The organism is Shewanella carassii (assembly GCF_002777975.1).
Classification (GTDB): domain Bacteria; phylum Pseudomonadota; class Gammaproteobacteria; order Enterobacterales; family Shewanellaceae; genus Shewanella; species Shewanella carassii.
Genome location: NZ_NGVS01000033.1, coordinates 206,160 through 228,976 on the forward strand (window position 1 = coordinate 206,160; position 22,817 = coordinate 228,976).

At 51.0% G+C, this 22,817-nt stretch carries 20 protein-coding genes, 8 tRNA genes and 1 other RNA gene; 21 read left to right on the plus strand and 8 right to left on the minus strand.

Annotation, left to right across the window (positions count from 1 at the left end; genetic code table 11):
- The first annotated feature begins 70 nt into the window (after positions 1 to 70).
- The 3 genes from maiA (at position 71) to CBE72_RS17120 (ending at position 3,782) form a co-directional block, all read left to right on the plus strand.
- A complete protein-coding gene (gene maiA, locus CBE72_RS17110) occupies positions 71 to 730 on the plus strand; it encodes a maleylacetoacetate isomerase (protein ID WP_100145793.1) in 660 nt (219 codons plus the stop codon).
- Between the two features lie 462 nt (positions 731 to 1,192).
- Positions 1,193 to 3,310 (plus strand): S8 family serine peptidase, encoded by a 2,118-nt coding sequence (locus CBE72_RS17115; RefSeq protein WP_100145295.1) that lies wholly within the window; start codon positions 1,193 to 1,195, stop codon positions 3,308 to 3,310.
- Between the two features lie 10 nt (positions 3,311 to 3,320).
- Positions 3,321 to 3,782 (plus strand): hypothetical protein, encoded by a 462-nt coding sequence (locus CBE72_RS17120; RefSeq protein WP_229672004.1) that lies wholly within the window; start codon positions 3,321 to 3,323, stop codon positions 3,780 to 3,782.
- A 53-nt stretch (positions 3,783 to 3,835) separates the two neighbouring features.
- Here the strand turns inward: CBE72_RS17120 and CBE72_RS17125 are convergent, their stop codons facing one another.
- The gene (locus tag CBE72_RS17125) at positions 3,836 to 4,717 is read right to left on the minus strand and encodes a LysR family transcriptional regulator (RefSeq protein ID WP_100145297.1); all 882 of its coding nucleotides are present in this window, start codon (positions 4,715 to 4,717) and stop codon (positions 3,836 to 3,838) included.
- Positions 4,718 to 4,864: 147 nt separating this feature from the next.
- Here CBE72_RS17125 and CBE72_RS17130 point away from each other — a divergent pair, with 147 nt between their 5' ends.
- Positions 4,865 to 6,127 (plus strand): MFS transporter, encoded by a 1,263-nt coding sequence (locus CBE72_RS17130; protein ID WP_229672005.1) that lies wholly within the window; start codon positions 4,865 to 4,867, stop codon positions 6,125 to 6,127.
- 207 nt (positions 6,128 to 6,334) lie between these two features.
- On the opposite strand, the gene CBE72_RS17135 is transcribed toward CBE72_RS17130, so the two are convergent.
- From CBE72_RS17135 to CBE72_RS17150, 4 genes are all read right to left on the minus strand, one after another.
- Positions 6,335 to 7,732: a TRAP transporter large permease gene (locus CBE72_RS17135; protein ID WP_100145301.1), complete on the minus strand. Its 1,398-nt coding sequence runs from the start codon at positions 7,730 to 7,732 to the stop codon at positions 6,335 to 6,337.
- A gap of 8 nt (positions 7,733 to 7,740) precedes the next feature.
- A complete protein-coding gene (locus CBE72_RS17140; RefSeq protein WP_100145303.1) occupies positions 7,741 to 8,379 on the minus strand; it encodes a TRAP transporter small permease in 639 nt (212 codons plus the stop codon).
- A gap of 45 nt (positions 8,380 to 8,424) precedes the next feature.
- A complete protein-coding gene (locus tag CBE72_RS17145) occupies positions 8,425 to 9,444 on the minus strand; it encodes a TRAP transporter substrate-binding protein (RefSeq protein WP_100145305.1) in 1,020 nt (339 codons plus the stop codon).
- Between the two features lie 252 nt (positions 9,445 to 9,696).
- On the minus strand, positions 9,697 to 9,924 hold the full coding sequence (locus CBE72_RS17150) for a hypothetical protein (RefSeq protein ID WP_025890110.1): 228 nt from the start codon (positions 9,922 to 9,924) through the stop codon (positions 9,697 to 9,699).
- A 263-nt stretch (positions 9,925 to 10,187) separates the two neighbouring features.
- Here CBE72_RS17150 and gltX point away from each other — a divergent pair, with 263 nt between their 5' ends.
- From gltX to CBE72_RS17215, 14 genes are all read left to right on the plus strand, one after another.
- Positions 10,188 to 11,597 (plus strand): glutamate--tRNA ligase, encoded by a 1,410-nt coding sequence (gltX, locus tag CBE72_RS17155; RefSeq protein WP_100145307.1) that lies wholly within the window; start codon positions 10,188 to 10,190, stop codon positions 11,595 to 11,597.
- A 106-nt stretch (positions 11,598 to 11,703) separates the two neighbouring features.
- Positions 11,704 to 11,779, plus strand: a tRNA-Ala gene (locus tag CBE72_RS17160).
- Between the two features lie 51 nt (positions 11,780 to 11,830).
- A tRNA-Glu gene (locus CBE72_RS17165) sits at positions 11,831 to 11,906 on the plus strand.
- A 61-nt stretch (positions 11,907 to 11,967) separates the two neighbouring features.
- A tRNA-Glu gene (locus CBE72_RS17170) sits at positions 11,968 to 12,043 on the plus strand.
- A gap of 61 nt (positions 12,044 to 12,104) precedes the next feature.
- A tRNA-Glu gene (locus CBE72_RS17175) sits at positions 12,105 to 12,180 on the plus strand.
- A 35-nt stretch (positions 12,181 to 12,215) separates the two neighbouring features.
- Positions 12,216 to 12,291: transfer RNA gene (locus CBE72_RS17180), tRNA-Ala, on the plus strand.
- A 37-nt stretch (positions 12,292 to 12,328) separates the two neighbouring features.
- Positions 12,329 to 12,404 (plus strand) — tRNA-Glu (locus tag CBE72_RS17185).
- Between the two features lie 62 nt (positions 12,405 to 12,466).
- Positions 12,467 to 12,542: transfer RNA gene (locus CBE72_RS17190), tRNA-Glu, on the plus strand.
- Between the two features lie 35 nt (positions 12,543 to 12,577).
- Positions 12,578 to 12,653: transfer RNA gene (locus CBE72_RS17195), tRNA-Ala, on the plus strand.
- 313 nt (positions 12,654 to 12,966) lie between these two features.
- Positions 12,967 to 13,542, plus strand: coding sequence for a dTDP-4-dehydrorhamnose 3,5-epimerase (rfbC, locus tag CBE72_RS17200; protein ID WP_229671922.1), 576 nt, complete (start codon positions 12,967 to 12,969; stop codon positions 13,540 to 13,542).
- A 401-nt stretch (positions 13,543 to 13,943) separates the two neighbouring features.
- Positions 13,944 to 16,187: a catalase/peroxidase HPI gene (gene katG / locus CBE72_RS17205; RefSeq protein ID WP_100145309.1), complete on the plus strand. Its 2,244-nt coding sequence runs from the start codon at positions 13,944 to 13,946 to the stop codon at positions 16,185 to 16,187.
- 388 nt (positions 16,188 to 16,575) lie between these two features.
- Positions 16,576 to 16,824 carry a DUF3297 family protein gene (locus tag CBE72_RS17210; protein ID WP_025011888.1) on the plus strand — a complete coding sequence of 83 codons (249 nt, stop codon included), beginning with the start codon at positions 16,576 to 16,578 and terminating at the stop codon, positions 16,822 to 16,824.
- Between the two features lie 164 nt (positions 16,825 to 16,988).
- Positions 16,989 to 17,132 carry a hypothetical protein gene (locus CBE72_RS20165; RefSeq protein WP_157929103.1) on the plus strand — a complete coding sequence of 48 codons (144 nt, stop codon included), beginning with the start codon at positions 16,989 to 16,991 and terminating at the stop codon, positions 17,130 to 17,132.
- Positions 17,133 to 17,347: 215 nt separating this feature from the next.
- Positions 17,348 to 17,611 carry a hypothetical protein gene (locus CBE72_RS17215; protein WP_100145311.1) on the plus strand — a complete coding sequence of 88 codons (264 nt, stop codon included), beginning with the start codon at positions 17,348 to 17,350 and terminating at the stop codon, positions 17,609 to 17,611.
- 467 nt (positions 17,612 to 18,078) lie between these two features.
- Here the strand turns inward: CBE72_RS17215 and ssrA are convergent.
- Positions 18,079 to 18,433, minus strand: a transfer-messenger RNA (tmRNA) gene (gene ssrA / locus CBE72_RS17220).
- 116 nt (positions 18,434 to 18,549) lie between these two features.
- Positions 18,550 to 19,035: an SsrA-binding protein SmpB gene (smpB, locus tag CBE72_RS17225; protein ID WP_025009743.1), complete on the minus strand. Its 486-nt coding sequence runs from the start codon at positions 19,033 to 19,035 to the stop codon at positions 18,550 to 18,552.
- 208 nt (positions 19,036 to 19,243) lie between these two features.
- On the opposite strand from smpB, the gene CBE72_RS17230 reads away from it, so the two are divergent.
- Both CBE72_RS17230 and CBE72_RS17235 read left to right on the plus strand, forming a co-directional pair.
- Positions 19,244 to 19,681 (plus strand): SRPBCC family protein, encoded by a 438-nt coding sequence (locus tag CBE72_RS17230; RefSeq protein WP_025009744.1) that lies wholly within the window; start codon positions 19,244 to 19,246, stop codon positions 19,679 to 19,681.
- Positions 19,671 to 20,006 carry an RnfH family protein gene (locus tag CBE72_RS17235; protein WP_100145313.1) on the plus strand — a complete coding sequence of 112 codons (336 nt, stop codon included), beginning with the start codon at positions 19,671 to 19,673 and terminating at the stop codon, positions 20,004 to 20,006. Before CBE72_RS17230 ends, CBE72_RS17235 begins: the two co-directional genes overlap by 11 nt.
- An 85-nt stretch (positions 20,007 to 20,091) precedes the next feature.
- On the opposite strand, the gene CBE72_RS17240 is transcribed toward CBE72_RS17235, so the two are convergent.
- Complete coding sequence (locus tag CBE72_RS17240) at positions 20,092 to 20,589, minus strand: outer membrane protein assembly factor BamE (protein WP_100145315.1); 498 nt, start codon at positions 20,587 to 20,589, stop codon at positions 20,092 to 20,094.
- Between the two features lie 417 nt (positions 20,590 to 21,006).
- Between CBE72_RS17240 and CBE72_RS17245 the strand changes: the two genes are divergently transcribed.
- The gene (locus CBE72_RS17245; RefSeq protein ID WP_100145317.1) at positions 21,007 to 22,776 is read left to right on the plus strand and encodes a monovalent cation:proton antiporter-2 (CPA2) family protein; all 1,770 of its coding nucleotides are present in this window, start codon (positions 21,007 to 21,009) and stop codon (positions 22,774 to 22,776) included.
- Positions 22,777 to 22,817 lie beyond the last annotated feature (41 nt).

Genomic DNA, 22,817 nt, shown 5'->3' on the forward strand with positions numbered 1-22,817 from the left:
TTTTGGATACAGCGTTACCAGAGCGGAGTCGCAATCTAAGGCTAGCGAGCTTTGGGAGAACAACTTAATGTTGAAATTATATGGTTACTGGCGCTCCAGCGCCGCTTATCGGGTGCGGATTGCGCTCAACCTCAAGGGGCTTTGCGCCGAGCAGCTCTCGGTTCATCTGGTGCGCAATGGCGGCGAGCAGCATCAGGCCGCTTTCAAGGCGCTTAACCCGCAGGAGTTGGTACCGGCTTTGGTGGTGACGGACGACACTGACGAACGCGCCGAGCTGGTGCTGTCCCAATCGCTGGCGATCATTGAATATCTGGATGAAGCCTTTGGCGGTGAACCTCTGTTGCCGGGTGATATTGAGCAGCGGGCGCTGGTCAGGGCCATGGCGATGGGAATTGCCTGTGAGATCCATCCTTTGAACAACTTACGGGTGTTGCAGTATTTGACTGGAACGCTCAAGTTGGATGACGCGGCCAAGAATGATTGGTATCGCCACTGGGTCGAACAGGGTTTTGGTGCATTGGAGCAACAACTGCAGCAATACTCGGGCAGGTATTGTTTCGGTGACCAGGTCAGCCTGGTGGATATCTGTCTGGTTCCTCAAGTTTATAATGCCAAGCGTTTTAATATCGACTTGTCTCCTTACCCCAATATTTGCCGTATTAATGATGAGTGCCTGACTCTGCCGGCCTTTATTGATGCAGCACCTGAAAATCAACCAGATGCCCAGTAATTTTATTATTTTATAGTCATCTATGCGGTGACTATAAAATAACCTTAAAATTTTCCCGCGTTTGAAAAACCTCTCTTATAAAATGATACCTTTCTGTTAATAATCGGCTTTTTAAAAATAAAGCCTGTTCAGCAATTTGTAACTAATTATTTAAACAATATGCTGTTTTTATTATGTTTATAATCTGTTCTCGATGCATAATTGTTTTTATATTCATCAGCTTATGGGTTCATTGTTTAGCTTACCATAAAGCAACTCAAATAACGTATTCCGTATTATATTTAGGATTTTTCCTGCTTGTTACTTTTCTCTTGTTGAATTGATTGTTACATGTGATACATATGTTAACGCTTGATTTTGACCAAGCTATAACAATAAAAAATACGCCATACCTATTAAAAATCTGCTTCCGAAAACCTGTTTTCGGCGGTATGGCGTTTTATTATCAAAAGGAAAAGAAGTATGCATAAGTCGATTATTGCGCTGAGCATAGCCGCAGTCTTATTGGCGGGGTGTGGCAGTGACAACAACAAGGCACCTGAGCCGGTTAATACAGCCCCTGAGAGTCAGGATGTGACCTATGACGTTCGTCAGTCGGTACGCCTGGATGGTCAACTGGAAGGAAGAGATGCCGAAGGAGGGATAACCTTTTCGTTAGTGGATCCCGGCGAAGTCAAGTTAGGGACTTTGACCATCAATGATGCGGCCAAGGGCAGCTTCAGCTATCAGACCGATGCGTTGGAAGGCACTGAAGTCGTGCGCTTCAAAGTCAGTGACGGCAAGAGCGAGTCTGTCTCAACGCTGACATTGCGTATCGACGGTGGCGACCCTTTGTATCAGCATCAGTGGCACTTGAAAAACACCGGCCAAAACGCCTTTGCCAAGAATCGCGGTGTGGCCGGTGAAGACATGAATGTCAGCGAGGCCATTGCCTCGGGTGTTACCGGCAAAGGCATCATAGTTGCTGTGGTCGATGATGGTCTGGAGGGGCTTCACCCGGATCTCAAGGCCAATGTTATTGAAGGCGGTTCCTATAACCTGATCACCGGCACTATCGATCCTACGCCATTTGCCGACAGTGCATCGCACGGTACTTCTGTAGGCGGGATTATCGCCGCTGCCGGTTGGAATGGCCTTGGCGGCCGTGGTGTTGCCCCCGATGCCAATCTTATCGGCTTTAACTTCCTGGATAGAGATCCCAGCGGTCAGGTCAAGAGCGTGCAAACCTTTGAGAACTTCGCCAAGTCCCACGGTGCCAGTGCTTACAGTGACAATGCCAGGGTGTTTAACCAGAGCTATGGTTATTCAGTGCCTTTCCCCCATGGATTCGATGAAGATGAAAATGAGGTCTATGGCGCCATTAGCCAAAACAGTTTTGACGGCAAGGGCAGCATCTTCGTCAAGTCTGCCGGTAATGGCTACAAATATTACAAGGCGTTCAATACCTTCTGGATCCCCGGTGATTATTTCAGTGCCCCAAAGGAAGGCAAAGTGCCCAACCACGGTTTGCCCTTCCATAATGCCAATATGTCCTCCGACAATGCCAACGTATATAACCTCCTGGTATCGGCAATCAATGCAGCCGGTAAGCGCTCAAGTTATTCTTCTGTCGGTTCCAATGTGTTCGTTACTGCGCCGGGTGGGGAATATGGTGACGATGACCCCGCCATTGTGACCACGGACAGAGCCGGCTGTGACAAGGGCAGTTCGGTTACCGAAGAGCGCCCATCAACGCCTTTTGATGGCGGCCTGCATCCACTCAATCTGGAATGTGACTATCGTTCTACCATGAACGGGACATCGTCAGCAGCGCCCAATACCAGTGGTGCAGTCGCCATGATTATGAGTGCCAACCCTTCACTTTCCTGGCGTGATATTCGCCATATCTTGGCTTCGACTGCCACCAAGGTGGATGCCGATATACCCGCCAAGACGGTTACTATCGGTGAGGGGGATAAGGCGCCTGTCTATGAGGCGATCTCAGCCTGGCAGGACAACGCCGCAGGATTTCATTTCCACAATGAGTATGGTTTTGGCCGGGTAGATGTCAGTGCGGCTGTGGCTATGGCCAAGGACTATAAGGCAGATTTGGGTGAGTATCTATTGACTGACTGGATTGCCAGTGAAAAGGATCTCGATAAGGTGATTCCGGATGCCAGTCTTGCCGGGGTTTCAGACTCTCTTGAGGTTGCCGAGGATATGGTGGTGGAAGCGGTGCAGATTGAGCTCAGTGCCGATCATCTGCGTCTTCCTGATCTGGCGGTTGAGCTGGTGTCTCCGGCAGGTACCCGCAGTGTGTTGATGACGCCTTTCAATGGCTTGGTGTATCAGGGCGTGATGGATCCCAACGATCCGGATGACCTGGTCAAAGGCTATGATAAGACGCCTATGCTCTCAAATGCTTTCTATGGTGAAAACACCAAAGGTGTGTGGACCATTAAGCTGATAGATGTGAACAGCGGTGAATATCAGTTCCTCAAATATGACAAGGGCTATATCAGTATTCCCAATGAGAGTAACGGTATGTTGAAGGGCTGGTCCATTCGTTTTCATGGCCACAAGGCCAAGGCAGCATCTTAAGGAGTAACAGATGAAGATTTCAACAGCAATGATGGCCATGGGGCTAACACTTTTGGCGGCTCCTACGATGGCGCATGATAAAAATCCTTTTGCAGATAACGGCGAGCAGTATCAGCAACAGGGCGATAGAGCCGACTTCCTCGGACTGAAGGATACTTTTTATGTCAAGACAGACAAAGGTGTGCAGAAAGCCAGCAGGTTGAGCCAGGGAGAGCAACTGGTGACTGAGGCCGGCGAGCCATTTGCGACAGTGACCGGAAAGCTGGTGGTCAAACTCAAGCCTGGTATTGATGCCGCGGCCTTTGCTGCCGATTCAGGCCTGAGGTTGGATTGGCAAAATGACACTCAGCTGCTGGTGTTGGCCGCCAGTGAAGGCAGCGATCTCCTGGCTGTGCTTGAAAAGCTGAAGCGGGATCCGCAAGTGATGAGAGTCAAGCTGGATAGGGCGGTACTTAAACACGAGCCCATGTGATCCGCTGAGATGAGCCACTAATACATCGAAAGGCCCGGGTTCCGCCGGGCCTGTTATTTATTGGCCAACAAAAACTCTACAAAGGCCCGGTCGGCCTGGCTCACCGGGCGCTGCTTCTTCCAGGCAATATGCAGGTCGAGATGTACAGGCGGTGAGAAGGGCAGGGCTATGATGTCATCCCTTTCATTGACCACCATTTCCAACACGCTGGTGACGGCAAATCCTTGACTGACAATCTGTTTTATCAGGTTGATCAGGTTAGTTTCAAAGGCGATCCTAGGCTCGAGTTGCAGCTCTCTGGCTCGGCTCAGCATCCATTCACGATGAAAATAACCGGGTTTGAACATCACCAACTCATGGGCGAAAAACTGCTCTAGCGTTACGGCCTCGTTCGTGGCTAAGGGGTGTTCAGGGCTTGAAGCCACCACCATCTGCTCTTTGACCAGTAGACAGGATTCGAATTCGGGCTTGAGGTCATTGGCGGTAATGATGGCTATGTCTACCTCTTCCTGCTCCAGCATCCTCAGGGCATCGCGGGTGCCTCCCTCAAACAGCGACAGCTTCAAGTCCGGGTACTGATGGCGAAAAGCCATCACCCGTGATGGCAGGTAGAAAGAGCCCAACATACCGGGCACGGCAATTCGCACTTCCCCCTTGGCCAGCTCGGCCATGGCCCGAATATGCGCCTCGGCCTGACTCAGCTGTTTGAGGATCAATACCGCATGCTGGTGCAGTGCCAGCCCCTCGGCAGTGAGGCGAATGCCACTCTCCTGACGACTGCCACTGCGATCGACCAGAGTGACACCGAGGGATTGTTCCAGTCGTTTGATACTCTGACTGAGGGCGGGTTGGGCCAAGTTCAGTTTCTCTGCCGCCCGGGTAAAACTGCCGTATTTAACCAAGGTATCTAAGTGTTTTAATTGTCTGATATCCACGTCTTGCCTTACATCGCCATTTATTCTTGGGAGTCTGTTTTTTAGCATAACAAAAATTGATGAAAACGATATTATTTATCTATTATTGTTATGTTTGGCTCGGTGCTAACCTTTACCGCAGTAGTAGTTTTTGTATTGAGGACCAGAGTGAGAAAGGTGGAAACGGCTGGACGACAGCTAAGGGATACCCGTTTGATTTGGGCGCTGTGTGTGGCATCTGTGGTGGTTTATATCAACTTGTATCTGATGCAGGGGATGCTGCCCCTCATTGCCGAGCATTTTCAGGTAACGGCGGCCAAGTCGACTCTGGTGCTTTCAGTTACCAGCTTTACGCTAGCGTTTTCCTTGCTCGGTTATGCCATCGTCTCGGACAGGATTGGTCGTCATCAGCCGATTGTTATCAGCCTCTGGGTTCTGGCGCTGTCCAATATTTTGTTGGTCTTTGTCAAAGACTTCAATGCCCTGGTGGCGGTGAGGTTGTTGCAGGGGATCTTGCTGGCGGCGGTGCCAGCCATCGCCATGGCTTACTTCAAGGAGCAACTCAGTCCACCGACCATGCTCAAGGCGGCGGCAGTGTACATTGCCGCCAACAGCCTTGGGGGGATCAGTGGACGTTTATTGGGCGGGATTATGTCGCAACATCTGTTGTGGCAGGATGCCATGTGGTTGCTGCTGGCGGTGAGTCTTTTCGGAGTGGCGCTGGTCAGTTACTTGTTGCCCAATGCGGTCAGTGCCGCCAAGCGAGAACGGTTGCCAAAACAGTGGCGCTTCTGGCGCGGTGCCCGGGAAGACCTGCGGGGCTTTGTGTATCATCTCAACGACAATCAAATGCGATTGGCTTATTTAATCGGTGGATTGGCGTTTATGATGATGGTCAACCAGTACAGCTTTATTCAACTGCACTTGATGGCATCACCGTATAACTGGAGCCGGTTTGAGGCGACGTTGATCTTTCTCTGCTATTTAAGCGGCACGCTGGCATCTTATTATACGGCTCGATGGATCACCCGCTATGGGCAGTTGCCGCTGTTTAGGATCGCCCTACCACTGATGTTGTGTGGCAGCCTGCTGACTTTGCTGGATACTCAGGTGTGGATCTGTGTGGGCTTTTTACTGACCTCCTGCGGTTTCTTTATCACCCACAGCTGTTGTAACTCCTTTGTGGCTATGCGTGCCAGCAGCCATAGAGCCAAGGCGACTTCTCTGTATCTGTGCTGTTATTACCTCGGCGCCGCAATGGGCGGGCCCTTCCTGATGCTGTTCTGGCAGCGGGGAGAATGGCAAGGCGTGGTGACTGGGTCGATGATTTTGCTGTTTTTGACTTCATTGGCTGTCTGGCGCCTTAGTTGGCGGCAAAAGCAGCCGCTCAAACAGGAGCTGGACACGCCTCAGGGGGTATCGTTGAGGTAGTCTTTATATGCAAAGTCATATCTATGCATCTTGTCGGTAGGGGTTGGATAAAAACCTCGACAGTTTGTGTATCCTTTTGAATAAGCCCTTGCCTGGAGCAAGGGCTTATTCAATCTGCCACCATTTCGGAAACGCGCTTCTATTAGGTTAACAATATGGTGCTTCGACAGCCATCACTGCTGCCGATAGTGCCTTTGACTTCAATGATTAAAATCCTCGCAGTGAATCCAAGTATTCAGGCAGGAACAGGGACACTTGAGGAACATAGGTGATCAGAATAAGGAACCCCAGTAACAGCAGCAGCCAAGGTAGGCATGCGTGGATTACCCAACCTATGCTCTTGCCTGTGATCCCCGAGGTCACAAACAGATTAAGCCCCACCGGCGGCGTCAGCATTCCTATCTCCATATTGACCACCATGATGATCCCAAGGTGAATGGGGTCGATCCCCAACTGGGTGGCGATGGGAAAGAGGATGGGCGCCATGATAAGCAAAATGGCTGATGGCTCCATAAAGTTACCTGCGGCCAGCAACAACAGGTTGACTATGATGAGAAAGCCCCAGGCCGGCAGGCCCATGCCGACTATATTTTCGGCAATCATGTGAGGGATCCGCTCTGTGGTCAATACATGGGCGAACAGCATGGCGTTGCCTATGATAAACAGCAGCATGATACTGACTTTGGCGCCATCCCTGACGACGGCGCGTATCTCTCTGTCGGCCGGTGTCTTGAGTAACCCCAGTAAGCTGTACCCCAGATTGCGGCCTATGGCTTTGACTATTGGCTCACCAGGATTGCGCCAGGCGACATTTTTCAGTGGCCCGATATCGCGATAGCCGAAGACGGCAATGAAATAGGCATAGATACAGGCGACCGCCGAGGCTTCCGTGGGGCTGGCGACCCCGCCGTAAATGGAACCCAGCACTATGACAATCAGCATCAGGCCACCCAGCGCCTTGGCCGTTGAGATAGAGAGCTTGCCAATGCCGGGGAAGGGCAGGGAAGGTAATCCCTTGATACGGGCCACTATATAGATGGCCAGCATGATCAGCATCCCCGCCAGTAACCCCGGGATCAGTCCGGCCATAAACATCCGCGCTGCGGACACTTCAGTGGCCGCCGAATACACCAGCATCACAATCGATGGTGGGATCAGTATTCCCAGGGTACCTGAGGTGGTAATGACCCCGGCGGCAAATTTTTCCGGATATCCGGCGCGGATCATGCCGACGATAACTATGGAGCCGATAGCCGCCACAGTGGCTGGAGAAGAGCCGGAGACGGCGGCAAACAACATACAGGCCATGACCGAGGCCATGGCCAAACCGCCGCGGATATGGCCGACACTGTCCATGGCAAAGTCGATGATCCGCCTGGCAACGCCGCCGGTAGAGAGAAAGGCCGAGGACAGAATAAAGAAAGGGATCGCCAGCAAAGTGTAGTGCTCTGAAGTGGACTCATAGAGCTTCAGGGCCACAGAGGCCAGCGAATCGTTGGAAAACAGTAAAATAGTCAGCATGCTGGAGAAACCCAGTGCAATGGCAATGGGCATGCCGAGCAGCATACAAACAAATAAGACGATAAAGAGGGTCGCTATTGTCATGGCATTACCTACTCATGCTTGGAGTTGTTTTTGTCTTCGCTGGCTTCGTTTTCGTCTGCCAGGTGCATGCTTTCCTTGGCTTCATCGTGGAAGTTGAATCCTTGTGAGCGGTTGGTCAGAATGGCAAAAAACAGTTCAATGAAACGCCAGGTCAACATGGCAAAACCGATAATCAGAATGCTTTGGGAGATCCACAGTGGCACCGCCGGATCTTCCACATCTATGCGCAAGGTCTCCCAGGCAAAGTCGGGGTCCAGTTTGGCCACCAGGGCATGGGGGAAGTCGATATCTTCCATGGGTATCCCAATCTGATACATCTGGCTGAGGTAATCCCAGCTGCCTTTAAGGAACAGGCCGCAATAGATCAAACAGATGACCGCAGCCAGCATGGCGGCGTATTTGCGGCCTGTCCTGGGAAGCTTTTTGACGAAGGCATCGACACCTATATGGGCACCGACTTTAACGCCGTATGACATGCCAAAGAGGACAAACCAACCACAAAGGGTCAATGTCAGCTCTTGCATCCAGAGAAACCCTGTATTGAAAAAGAAGCGGGCAACGACTTCGACAAAGACAAGCACCGTCATCAGGGTGATCAATAAGTTGAGAAAGCCTTCCTCAAAGTAGCCCAAGGCGCGTGAAATCATATTGCTCTCCGCAGAAATTGCGGGGGCCGGAGCCCCCATACTGACTTACTGGTTGGCGGCCACGGCGGCATCTATCACATCTTTGCCGATTTGGTCTTCAAATTTGGCCCAGACCGGTTTCATTGCATCAACCCAGGCTTGGCGTTGCTCAGGGGTGAGCTCAACTACCAAAGAGCGTTTGGAGTCGATGATCAACTGGCGGTCCTGGTCATTCTTGTCACCGGCAATTTTGTTGCCATAGGCAATGGCTTCATCGAGCGCTTCCTTGATGATTTTCCGCTTATCGCCGGGCAGGCTCTTCCAGAACGTGTTAGAGGTCACCACCATGTAGTCGAGTACACCATGGTTACTTTCGGTGATATGGCTCTGCACCTCGAAGAATTTTTTGGAGTAGATATTGGACCAAGTGTTTTCCTGACCATCTATGGCGCGGGTTTGCAACAAGGTAAACACCTCGGAGAAGGGCTTTTTCACTGCAGTTGCATCAACGGCGGCAAACTGGGCCGCCAGCACATCAGAGGCCATAACCCGGAATTTTTTGCCGCTGGCGTCTTTGGGCAACAGCAGCGGCTCATTGGCAGAGAACTGCTTCATACCATTGTGCAGATAGCCGAGACCAACAACGCCTTTTCGTTTCATGGAGTTCAGCAGTTTTTGCCCGGCTTCACTCTGCTGGAACTTGTCGACAGCGGCCATGTCTTTGAACAGAAACGGCAGATCGAACAATTGCAGTTTTTTGGTGTAACGCTCGAACTTGGAAAGTGATGGCGCAACCAACTGCACATCGTTGAGCAGCAGCGCGGCCAGTTCATTGTTGTCTCCGAAGAGTTGTGAATTGGGGAACACACTGACCTGATATTCACCCGGCAGGCGTTCTTCGACCAAGGCCTTGAACTTGAGTGCCATCTGGCCCTTGGGAGTGTTTTCTGCCACAACGTGGGAAAACTTTATCTCTACCGGTTCTGCCTGAACCGAGAAGCTCGCCAATGCGCCGGCCAAAGCCGTCACTTTGGCAAGGTTTTTCAGTGGCTGGGTAAAGAGTGTGGATGGATTGAATGCACTCATGATGTGTCCTTTTTATATGCTCTTGAGTTATTGAAAAATACGTACCCCAAAGTGCGTATCTCCAGCGGGAATACAGCCGACTTTCCCTAAGGTCTGTATTGGGTAACGCAAAGTCGTGCGCCAACCCTGGGACTTGGTTGTAACTTGTTGGTTGCTAAAGTGTAGTTCATTTGATGTCGGTTACGGCTTTTTGCTGTACGCTGAGACCCAGCTCACAGTGTTGCCGGTGATGGGCACTAATGGGGTTAGAGATTACTTGGGTGGGTCTATACGCTTGAGTACAGCGTCACTGGGTAACAGCTCAAGGTGTCCCTGCTCATCAAAGTACCAGCCGGTAATAAAACCTTTTTGACGCATGGTCACCAGATTATGCATCACTTCTCTGGCTTCTTTTTGCGCGGTTTGCTCGTCGTAGTCGTTGGTGTGCTTCAAATAGGCCGCAATGCTGGCGAGGGAAGCCGACTGACTGATTCCTGTCATCGCCTCTATTCCACAAAAAAGATGGTTTCTTGAAGCGTAGTTGAAAATTTAGTCAACGTGAAAGATGCATTGGGATTATGGTCGATAGAGCTAAAGCCTCCGCTGTCCGAGCTAAGGCTCGGCTGAACATGCTATGGGAGCAATACCTATCTCGGAGACTGTCGGCCAGAGCCCTTTTCCCCTGTAGGGTTAGGCTGCTAGAATATGCACACTTTTCATTTGCCTGCCAGACAGGCGTTTATTCTTAAGGTTAGTGTTCAATTATGACCACCAAGACGCGTTTTGCTCCCAGCCCTACCGGCTTTCTTCATGTGGGCGGTGCCCGTACGGCTCTATACTCCTGGTTGCACGCCCGTGCCAATAATGGCGAGTTTGTGCTGCGTATCGAAGATACGGATCTTGAGCGTTCTACTCAGGAGGCGGTTGATGCCATTCTGGAAGGGATGGAATGGTTGGGCCTGAATTGGGACGAGGGTCCTTACTATCAGACCAAGCGCTTCGATCGTTACAATGAGATCATCGCTCAGATGCTGAAAGAGGGCACAGCTTACAAGTGTTATTGCTCTCGTGAGCGCATCGAAGCTTTGCGTGAAGAGCAGGCCGCCAAGGGTGAACGCCAGAAGTATGATGGCTGCTGCCGTGATGCCGCTCCCCGTGATACAGATGAACCATATGTCGTGCGTTTCAAAAACCCCCAGGAAGGCAGCGTGGTTTTTGATGATCATGTTCGCGGCCGGATTGAAATTGCCAACGAAGAACTGGATGACCTAATCATTGCCCGCAGCGATGGTACACCTACCTATAACTTTTGTGTGGTAGTTGATGACTGGGATATGGGTATCACTTGCGTGGTTCGCGGTGAAGACCATATCAACAACACTCCTAGACAGATCAATATCCTCAAGGCCCTCGGTGCACCTGTCCCTGAGTATGCCCACGTATCCATGATCCTGGGTGACGATGGTGCCAAGCTTTCCAAGCGTCACGGCGCCGTGAGCGTAATGCAGTATCGTGATGACGGTTATCTGCCGGAAGCATTGCTGAACTATCTGGTGCGTTTGGGCTGGTCCCATGGCGATCAGGAGATCTTCTCTCTGGAGGAGATGAAGCAGTTCTTCAAATTGGACGATATCAATAAGGCGGCTTCGGCATTCAATACCGAGAAGCTGATTTGGTTGAACCAGCACTATATGAAGTCGCTGGATCCAGAATATGTGGCCGGTTTCCTCGAATGGCACATGCGTGATCAGCAGATAGATACCAGCAATGGTCCGGCACTGGCTGAAATTGTTACTGCATTGGCAGAGCGTAGCAAGACACTCAAAGAGATGGCTGCCTCCAGCCGTTACTTCTATGAAGACTTCGAAGCGTTTGATGAAGCACAGGCCAAGAAACACTTGCGCGGGGTAGCATTGGAGCCCTTGCAACTGGTACAGCAGAAGTTAGCGGCTCTGCCTGAGTGGACCGTGGAAGCGATTCACAATGCCATTGAGTCAACGGCGGCCGAACTTGAGGTGGGAATGGGTAAAGTCGGTATGCCTTTACGGGTGGCCGTGACAGGTGCCGGTCAGTCTCCAGCTGTGGATTTAACCTTATTTCTCATTGGGAAAGCTCGTTGCGAGCAAAGAATCTCCAAAGCGGTTGAATTTGTAGCAGCTAGAATAAATTCCTAAAAAAGGCGTTGACACATTTGGGTGTGCTGCATAGAATGCGCCTCGCAGTTGAGACACAGGGCAGCAAGTTGCTGGCAGTACACTCAAATGCAATGAGAGATAGCTTGGGGCTATAGCTCAGCTGGGAGAGCGCTTGCATGGCATGCAAGAGGTCGACGGTTCGATCCCGTCTAGCTCCACCAACTTCTCTCAATAAGCTCTTTTTAAGCCGAGTTTAAATGCTTAAGTCCGGGGTCCCCTTCGTCTAGAGGCCTAGGACACCGCCCTTTCACGGCGGTAACAGGGGTTCGAATCCCCTAGGGGATGCCAATTTTCGCAGCGTTTCGTAAAACCTGTACTCTTATCACAGAGTTTAAATAGTGAGTCCGGGGTCCCCTTCGTCTAGAGGCCTAGGACACCGCCCTTTCACGGCGGTAACAGGGGTTCGAATCCCCTAGGGGATGCCAATTTTCGCAGCGTTTCGTAAAACCTGTACTCTTATCACAGAGTTTAAATAGTGAGTCCGGGGTCCCCTTCGTCTAGAGGCCTAGGACACCGCCCTTTCACGGCGGTAACAGGGGTTCGAATCCCCTAGGGGATGCCACATTTTCGAGAGATTTTGTTTTTTGACAGAATTTCGGGGCTATAGCTCAGCTGGGAGAGCGCTTGCATGGCATGCAAGAGGTCGACGGTTCGATCCCGTCTAGCTCCACCAAATACTCTTATCACAGAGTTTAAACAGTGAGTCCGGGGTCCCCTTCGTCTAGAGGCCTAGGACACCGCCCTTTCACGGCGGTAACAGGGGTTCGAATCCCCTAGGGGATGCCAATTTTTGCAGCGTTTCGTAAAACCTGTACTCCTTATCACGGAGTCTAAACAGTGAGTCCGGGGTCCCCTTCGTCTAGAGGCCTAGGACACCGCCCTTTCACGGCGGTAACAGGGGTTCGAATCCCCTAGGGGATGCCATATTTTTCGAGATATTTTGTTTTTGACAGAATTTCGGGGCTATAGCTCAGCTGGGAGAGCGCTTGCATGGCATGCAAGAGGTCGACGGTTCGATCCCGTCTAGCTCCACCACTCACCTTTAATAAGGTGAATTAAAACCACCTTCGGGTGGTTTTTTATTATCTATCCCTCCTTATGTCCCTTGTTTCATCATGACTCGGTTAGCTATCCAGGTGCCGCTGTGGCTTGCCGTTACATTTCGGCGTGTATCGCCCCAATACCCGGCAATGGTTTAAATCAAAATTCTGCAACCACATCATTATTAAGGTGGTCAATTAAATTATGATAAGTACCAATCAATTTGGAATTGAGGTACTTTTCACTTTTGACTCGGCGAGTCAACACGTATGCGAAATGATATTATGCCCGTATATAGTTGCTTATTATGTCATTGTTGATGGATATTGAATTTCTACCTCTACCCGGCCTTATCCTGTTTACAGCAAAGATGCTTAAGGATGAGCGAGGCTCTTTTATGGAGTGTTTCCGCGCTTCGGTTTTTGAACAAGCCTTAGCGGATTCTGCTCAGCCCCCAGTGACTCTGGTGCAGGAAAATCACAGTTGCTCTGGCGCTGGAGTGCTTAGGGGGCTTCATTTTCAGTGCCAATATCCCCAGGGTAAGTTGATTCGGGTTATCAGCGGTGAGATCTACGATGTCGCCGTCGATATTCGTCCCCAATCTCCCACCTTTGGAAAGTGGCACGGTTTGTATTTATCGGCACAGAACCGCTGTCAGCTGTGGATCCCACCGGGGTTTGCCCATGGTTTTTATGTGACCAAGGGCCCGGCCGAGGTGATATACAAGTGCAGCGATTATTATCAGCCCGGCGATGAAGGCGCCATTGTCTGGAACGATGCCGACTTAGCGATAGACTGGCCGCTGAATACCGCAATGGGTGAGCCATTACTCTCAGCCAAAGACAGACAGGCCAAGCCCTTTTGCGCTCAAAAGTGGGTTTAAACACGAATATTTGATAGCAATTACTGACTTCCAATCTTTGGCTTAGAGAATGGCTTAGAGAATGGTTAAGCAGAATGGCTTAATAGCAGGTTTGTGTTTTTGAGCTGGCTGAAATGGAGTCAATCTCACCGGGTTAGGAATGCACCGGAGATAGTTGGATAACTATAGAACACCATTCTCTAAATTAGATGGCACTTCTTTTTAGATTACGACAATCTGATTTAATCGTTAGTCGCGAATAAGTTTCCTCATTACTTTGGAGTGAGCAGCGGCAGGCCGTATTCGCCGCTGTTTAACTGTGCTCGTTTGTTAAGGCGCGCTTACTAAAGGCGCCGGCATTCGCGGCACTTGAATCTGGGGAGTGGCTTATCCCCCCTTCACCAAGGAAGAGGACTTCCAACATGAAATCAAGTATCCCATCTCTGACCGCGGTGGCGCTGTCTGTTGCCATGGTATTTGGCGCAGCCAGTACCCAAGCGGCGCAGTCGCCATCGGCCGCTCAGTCTCAGGCCGTAACAACCAACGCCTACTGGTGGCCGCAGCAACTGGATCTATCGCCACTGCGCCAGCACGGCGCTGAATCCAATCCCTACGGCGCCGATTACGACTATGCCAAGGCCTTTGGCTCTTTGGATTTGGACGCCGTCAAAGCCGACATCAAAACCACGTTGATCACTTCCCAGAACTGGTGGCCCGCCGACTATGGTCACTATGGCCCTTTCTTTATCCGTATGGCCTGGCACAGTGCCGGTGTTTATCGCATCTTTGACGGTCGCGGCGGTGCCAGTGGTGGTCAGCAGCGTTTTGAACCTCTCAACAGTTGGCCCGATAACGTCAGTCTCGACAAGGCTCGCCGCTTACTTTGGCCAATTAAGCAAAAGTATGGCAGCCAGATCTCCTGGGCCGATCTCATGGTGCTGGCCGGTAACGTATCCCTGGAGTCCATGGGCTTTAAGACCTTCGGGTTTGCCGGTGGCCGCACTGATGACTGGGAAGCCGAAAAGGTTAACTGGGGCGCCGAAAAACAGTGGCTCGACAATAAACGCCACAATGAAAAGGGTGAATTGGCAAAACCCTTGGGAGCCACCCAGATGGGGCTCATCTATGTGAACCCGGAAGGTCCCAACGGCGTGCCCGATCCCTTGGCATCCGCCCAGGAGATCCGTGATACCTTTGGCCGTATGGCCATGAATGATGAAGAAACCGTGGCGCTGATCGCCGGTGGTCACACCTTCGGTAAGGCTCACGGCGCCCATGATCCTGCCAAGTGTGTCGGCGCAGAACCCGCTGCCGCCGGAATAGAGGAGCAGGGCCTTGGCTGGAAAAACCGCTGCGGTAAAGGTCACTCGGAAGATACGGTTTCCAGCGGCCTGGAAGGTGCCTGGTCTTCCAACCCCACCAAGTGGACCATGGAATACTTAACCTGGCTCTACACCTTCGATTGGGTACAAACCAAGAGTCCGGCCGGCCACATTCAATGGATCCCTGCCGATGGCAAGGCCGCCAATTTGGTGCCTGACGCCCATATCCCCGACAAACGTCATGCTCCCATCATGTTCACCAGTGATATCGCGCTGAAGGAAGACCCGATTTACCGCGAAATCACGACCCGTTTCCTCAATAATCCGGCCGAGTTTGAGCTGGCCTTCGCTAAGGCTTGGTTCAAGTTGACCCACAGAGATATGGGGCCGAAGACCCGCTACCTGGGCAAAGACGCGCCTGCTGAAGATCTGATCTGGCAAGACCCTATCCCAGCGGTCGATCATGTTTTGATCGATGCGGCCGATACCAAACAACTGAAAGCGGCTATTTTTGATTCAGGCCTCAGCGTGCCTGAGCTGGTGAAAACCGCCTGGGCCGCGGCGTCATCTTTCCGTGGCACAGATATGCGTGGCGGCGCCAATGGTGCCAGAATCGCTCTGAAGCCCCAGAGCGATTGGACGGCAAATGACCCCAAGGCATTGGCGAAAGTCATTGGTAAACTTGAGAAAATCCAAAAGAATTTCAACAAGAAAGCCAAGGGCGGTAAAACGGTGTCGTTGGCCGATCTCATTGTCTTGGGCGGCAGTGCAGCCATAGAAAAAGCTGCGGCCGATGCCGGGTTTAAAGTCAATGTTGCCTTTCATCCCGGGCGGATGGACGCGACTCAGGCCCAAACAGATGTAAATTCCTTTGCCGTACTTGAGCCCAAGGCCGATGGCTTCAGAAACTATTTCAGTGATCAAAGCCCGGCATCACCGACCGAAGCTCTGATTGAAAAGGCGAACTTCCTAAACCTGACGGTTCCTGAAATGACGGTATTGGTCGGCGGTCTCAGAGTGCTGAATGCCAACAGCGGTGGCAGCAAGCATGGGGTGTTCACCCAAAGTCCAGGCAAGCTCAGTAACGACTTCTTTGTAAACCTGCTGGATATGTCCACTCGTTGGGAAAAGGATAAGGAGCTAGGTCTCTATCAGGGCCTTGATCGTCAGTCCGGCAAACTCAAATGGACGGCTACGCCGGTCGACTTGGTGTTTGGTTCCCATTCAGAACTCAGAGCCGTTGCTGAAGTGTATGCCGCAGACGATGGCAAGACCCGCTTCGTTGAGGACTTTGCCAAAGCCTGGACCAAGGTGATGGAGCTGGATAGGTTCGATTTGCAGTAATCGTTGACGGCTGATGTAAACAAGTAAGAGAGAGATAATCCATCTCATGAAATCGGCGCAGGCTTTGGCTTTGCGCCGATTTTTCTTGGGGCTTTCCCAAGCGCTATTTCTATTGGATTTGGGGATGAGCTGTTCGGTCAAACACAAAACTTCAGCTTCCGGCTCGTCGCATACGCAGTTAATTTTTTAGAACCTGACTCTATTGATTCACATATCAACGGACGTGCAATCGAGTCAGATAAAGTTTAGCCCATGGCCAAATAACCAAATTGGCTGATTGGATTTATAAAAGAGCATAAACCGTGTGGATAAAGCCATTAGCCGCTATTGAGCCAGATTGGGGGATTGCCTACAATATCGCGAGTTTTATTTACCCAAGATGAAGATTATGACCGATACCAAAGTACCCCCCGCTCTGCCGGATCGCCTTTCTATCAACCCACGCAGCCCACACCATGTGGCCGAAGTGTTTGAGTTCGATGTGGGCATTCGCATCAATGGCAAAGAGCGCAATGACGTGGAAGAATACTGCATCAGCGAAGGCTGGATTAAAGTCGCCTCTCACAAAGCACTCGACCGTCGCGGCCAGCCCCTGCTGATGACCATCAAAGGCACAGTAGAAGCTTTTTATAAGTAAGCTTATCTGCCAATTAACCCCTGAGGGCTATCCGTAAGGATGGCCCTTTTTTGTTACTTGGAAATTGAACTGCCAAGGTCACTGACCATAGGGAGGATTATCGCAGCCCAAAAACGTGGCTGGGCAGTGAAGATGAAAACGTGCTCAAGCAGCTATCTGAACTTATGGGAACGGTAGCAGAGTTGGCAAATATCTTTGCCAGTCATACCCACAGCACCCGCCCAGCATCGAATGAGGTTGGAGACTTCTCCCGCAAGGCGAGTGCAGTAGAAGCACAAAAGGCCAGGTTCTACCCCATCACCAAGTAAACCCAAATCAGTTCGCGCTGCAGCACAGTCATCACAGACTATTCTCGATACTTGGTCAGTTTCAAAATGGGGAAATGAACAGGCTTCCGATAATGTCTCATAGGCGTTCATACCTACGGGTATTCAGCTCCAAGAAACAGTGCATTTAGAGATTAACGAGATATTTGCGCACGACATCCTCATGTATTCAATTCAACACAAATAATGGGAAAGTTATGAATGATATAGAAGTGACCACTCGTTTGAGTTCTGATGAAGCCGAGCAAAAAGACGTTAACCTGAAGTTGAAGCTTAAACGAGTGCCGGTAGCAGGTGAATTTATTGAACGTGAAGGAGCAGTGTTTAAGGTTGAGGCAGTAATGCACTACGCTGACAGCAACAGAGTAAGCCTCGATATTGGCTTTGGATTTCCTGATGTAGACCTTGAAGCTGAACGTAAGAAATTGCATGAATCCGCATACAGACGACGGAAGAGGTGAAACCTGCACTCTGACTTGGAGGCCTAGCGCCTCCATTTTTATTTCAGGCCATCCGCACTCTTCCTCACCCTCCTGCGCGGTTTGCACCTCAAAATTTTTTCAGTTTTGAATTTGTTCAGTTTATGGTACCACCAAGCGCAGACACTGGGCCTGAGAAAGGATCGAAGATCTGAAAAGATCGTGGTTAATTTCACTGTTTTACAGTTCTACTAGGTTGGGTTGACCATGGGTGCAGGCGTAAAAGCCGCAGCAGCACGGGGTTTTGCGTGGATTCCGTGAGGGTATGAGAGAAAACCAGAAAACGGCGGCCATACTAAAGCAGTTGATCAATAAGACATTAAAAGGATCCAGAACTGAAAAGGATGGATGTGGCAGCACCAGTAATTTCTCTGCTGCCACTTTGCTGCCATTTCTACTAAATTGGCAAAGAAAAAGGGTTAGCATTTCTGCTAACCCTTTGTTTTATTTGGTGGAGGCGGCGGGACTTGAACCCGCGTCCGAAAAACCTACGCTCAAGGCGCTACATGCTTAGTCTCTCTTTTATTTAACCGGTTGAGCTCCGAAAGACAGGATTCCAAACGGTGAGCCTGGTACTGTTTCGCGGTTCACCCCCAGACAAGGTTCCCTCGCTAGCACTATGTAAGGTGACCATCAAATCCACTGCCCATGTGCGAGACCTGTGGTAGATGGCTAGCGGCCTTAGGCTGCTAGAGCGTAGTTATCGTCGTTTGCAACTATAACTGTGCGGCTTTTTACGAGGCCAACCGCCCCTCGGCATGCTCCCGGAGTTTCGCGAATCCCGTCGAATCCAGAATCGCCCCCGTGATGTTTTGATTGTAACCCCTTTACCGCCGGCTTACCAAGGCTTTAATTGGCAAAGGACAATCACTTGCTGGTTATCCGCACAATTTGCATGCGAAATAACGGCAAAATATCAGTTACTTGCTTTTCATGACCCGGGCTTTTTCGATAGCCCAGTCACGTTGTTTAATATCGTCGCGCTTATCGTGGGCTTTCTTACCTTTACCCAAGCCTATCTCAACCTTGACCCAGGCCCCTTTGCGCCAGTACATGGAGATGGGCACTATGGCGTAACCCTGCCTTTCAACCAAACCGGCCAGACGGTCCAGCTCACGGCGATTGAGCAGCAGTTTACGCATGCGGGTTGGGTCGCAGACCACATGAGTCGATGCCGCGCTGAGTGGGGTGATATTACAGTTGTGCAGGAAGGCTTCGCCATTTTTCAGCATGACAAAGCTTTCCGACAGATTCACCTTGCCGGCGCGGATGGATTTGACCTCCCATCCCATCAGGGACAGACCGGCCTCGAATTTTTCATCGAAGCGATATTCAAAGGTCGCACGCTTGTTCCGGGCAATAGTTGCCGGAGCGTTCGCGGATTTTTTTGCATTCTTCTTAGCCATAGGCTGGCTATTATACGCAGCAGCCACCAATTTGGAATTGGCCTGGAAGAATATTTTGAGTTGTGGGCAGTAGCTTAGGGTTTTGTTGCTGGCTTTTTGAGCGCTTATGGTGGCCGCTCCCATTGCAGGGGAACAAAGGATGCGTTTTTTGACCGGCATGCTAAAATCCGGGTCTGTTTTTGAGTCAGCCAAGAGTATCAACCAACGGATGCCACAGATTTCCCGTAGTGTTCTGGTGCGTTACAGCGCGATGCAGATGTACCAGCTAGTCAATGATGTCGAGTCCTATAAAGAGTTTCTTCCCGGTTGCGTTGGCGGTAAGGTGCTGGAGTTTGATGGCAAAACCATGCTGGCGTCGGTGGATATCAGTAAGGCTGGGATCAGCAAAACCTTTACCACCCGTAATCAGGTGGTGGAAGGTAAGAGTATCGAACTGCAACTGGAGAATGGTCCTTTCAAGCATTTGACCGGCCATTGGTATTTTACCGAATTGGCCGAGGACGCCTGTAAGGTGGAGTTTGAGTTGAATTTTGAGTTCTCCAGTTCCTTGGTTGGTATGGCATTCGGCAAGGTGTTCAAAGAGTTGGTTACCTCTATGGTGACGGCTTTTACTCAACGGGCAAAGGAAGTATACAGTGGCAAGTGAACAGGAAAAATTCAGTGTTGATGTCATTTATGCCTTACCGACACAACAGAAGGTGATCAGTGTTTCCGTGACGCCGGGTACCAGTTTTATCGAGGCTGTGCGTCAGAGTAATATCCAGGCTTTTTTCCCTGAGATTGATTTGGAGACGGTGAAACTCGGCACCTTCAGCCGTCAGGTCAAACACGATGATGAAGTTGAACCCGGGCAGAGAATCGAAATCTATCGCCCCTTGATTGCCGACCCCAAAGAGGTGCGCCGCAAGCGCGCCGAAAAAGCGGCCGAGGAAGGGCGGATCAATAAAGTGACCGGCGCCAAAATCAGCTGAGTGACTTGGGTAAAAGCAAGAGATTAAAAAAGCGCCCATTGGCGCTTTTTTAATCTCTTTGTCTGTGCAAGCTTGGAATTCGAAATTACTTGCCGTCCTGCTCGTGCTTATTCATCTTAGCGGGATCTTGCTCTTCAACCAGAGGCTTTTCATCACCGCGTTGCTGCGGGATCTGCGGCGTCAGCTCTGGGCTGTTGGCCATTGGCAGGCTGCTTTGTTCCAGCGGGGTATTGAATTCATTACTCAGTTCATAATCCCCTGTGACTTTGGCCAATTGATCGCCCTTGAAGTGTAGGATCAGTTCCTTATGGGTAATACTGGCATCACGACCACTCTTGTAATGGTAAACATAGTACCAGGTATCATCCTTGAAGCTGTCACGCAGCACCGGACGCCCAAGCACAAATTCCACCTGTTCCTTGGTCATGTCGATGCGCAGCTTTTCCACCTGCTGAGGCTCCATATAGTTGCCCTGTGGAATATCAGGCTTGTACACCAGCCAGTCAAAGACACTGCAGGCACTGAGAGAGAGGGTGAGCGCGCTGACGCTCAGCAGGGTAAGACTTTGCTTTTTAATTGACATTGAATGTGCTACTTCATGAAAAACTGTCGGCCATAATACCCAAGCCCAGCCCGTGCTGACAAGGGCTATTGACTCGGCGCTTGAGGCTTCGACAACATTAAAGTGACTTGGTTCGTTTCGCTGTTGCCAAATTGTTGTATTAGCATCGATCAATGCTGGGCAAACAGATGAAACGGGTCGTTTAGCTGTAGCTTTTATGTCTGTTAGCCGATATGGAACATATTGATGTGGAATGGAAGTCGGCCCGCTGGTAATAAACCCGTATAACCATTGAAAATCATTTTATTTTAGAGGGTTAATCGAAGAAGATTTTCATTAGTAGCCACTCATTTTTAGCGCTTAACTCTGTCATAATGAGTCAAATATTCCCGCCACTTGAGGAATAGCCTTCATGTCGTCATGTTTTGAGGAGTGTTGATGGACCAGGCCAACATCTTTACTTCAGTGCTCATGTTTTTGCTCGCCGCCGTAGTATTGGTTCCGCTGGGCAAACGCTTCGGTATAGGTCCCATTCTCTCTTACCTCGCCGCCGGGGTCTTACTTGGTCCCGGCGGCGTTGCTGTTGTGTCTGAGCCAGCGGCAGTACTTCATTTTGCCGAGCTTGGGGTGATCCTCATGTTGTTTGTGATGGGGTTGGAATTAACCCCCGGCAAACTCTGGGAGCTTCGCAGTGCCATATTTGGCCTTGGCAGCGGTCAGTTGCTGCTATCCTGGGTCGCGGTCAGCGCCTTGGCGTTCAGTTTTGGGCTTTCGATTGAAGCCGCCGTGATTATTGGCGCGGCGCTTGCGTTATCTTCCACCGCCTTTGCGGTGCAGTTGATGAATGAGCAGCGGCTGCTTACTACTCCAGTTGGACGTGATGCCTTTGGTGTCTTGCTGATGCAGGATCTGGCGGTGATCCCCATGATGCTGCTGATTACTTACCTGGCGCCGAGCGGCGCCGATCCTGCTCATCATGCCGTGCCCTGGTATTGGACCTGTGTGGCGCTACTGGGCTTTTTGCTGGTAGGTAAGTACCTGCTTCCCAAAGTATTGCAGTTGGTGGCGGCCAGTGGGGTGCGCGAAGTGCTGACGGCATTTTCGCTGTTACTCGTGATGGGCAGTGCGGCACTGATGGCCTGGCTCGGGCTGTCGGCCGGTATGGGGGCTTTTTTGGCCGGTATCATGTTGGCCAACTCTGGGTACCGTCATCAGCTTGAAACCGATATAGAACCCTTTAAGGGCTTACTACTGGGGCTGTTCTTTATGGCCGTGGGCATGACCATGGATCTTGGCTTGCTGCTGAAGGAGCCTTTGGCGTTGCTGGCGATCCTCTTTGGCATGTTGGCGGTCAAGACTCTGGTGCTGATGTTGCTAGGAAAATTTAGGCACCATACCTGGCGCAGTGCCATGGTGCTGGGTTTGATCCTGGCAGAAGGCGGTGAATTTGCTTTTGTCCTGCTTTCCCAAGCGCAGCTGTCGGGGATTTTGTCTGAAAAAATCAGCCAGATGTTAGTGTTGGCCATAGGTTTGTCGATGGCGATAACCCCTTATCTGCTTAAGCTATTTAGACTACTTGGCAAACCGGCCGAAGCCAGCCGTCTGCCGGATGTGATAGAAGCTGCCGACAGTGAAGTGGTGATCGCTGGTTTCGGTCGCATGGGGCAGATAACCGGCCGTATTTTGGCATCCTCTGGGATCCCGTTTGTGGCGTTGGATAAAGACGCCCGCCACGTTGATGTGGTGCGCCAGTTTGGTGGTGAGGTGTACTTTGGTGATGCCAAGCGGCTCGATATGCTGTTTTCGGCCGGTTTGCCCAAGGCGCGGGTGATCTTGGTGGCGGTTAATAATGTGGAAGATTCATTGCAAATAGTGACTCAGGTGAAGACTCACTTCCCCCATGTGGCCGTTATCGCCAGGGCTCGTGACCGTAACCATGCCTATCGTTTGATGAGCCTGGGGGTGACTTCGGTATTTCGGGAAACCTTTGGCTCAGCGCTCAGTGCCAGTGAGAGTGTGTTGCAAACACTGGGGCTGAGTCAGGTACAGGCCAATGAGAGAGTGAAAATATTCGCCGAACATGACAAGGCGCAGGTCGAGGCCGGGGCCAAACATAAGGACGACCTCAAGGCGCTTATTCGTTTGTCCAACAAGGGCAGGGCGGAGCTGGAGTCATTGATGCGTGCAGATAAAGACAAGGGCCTGTAAAGGCCCCTGATACCGAAAGCGCGCCAATCGACGCGCTTTTG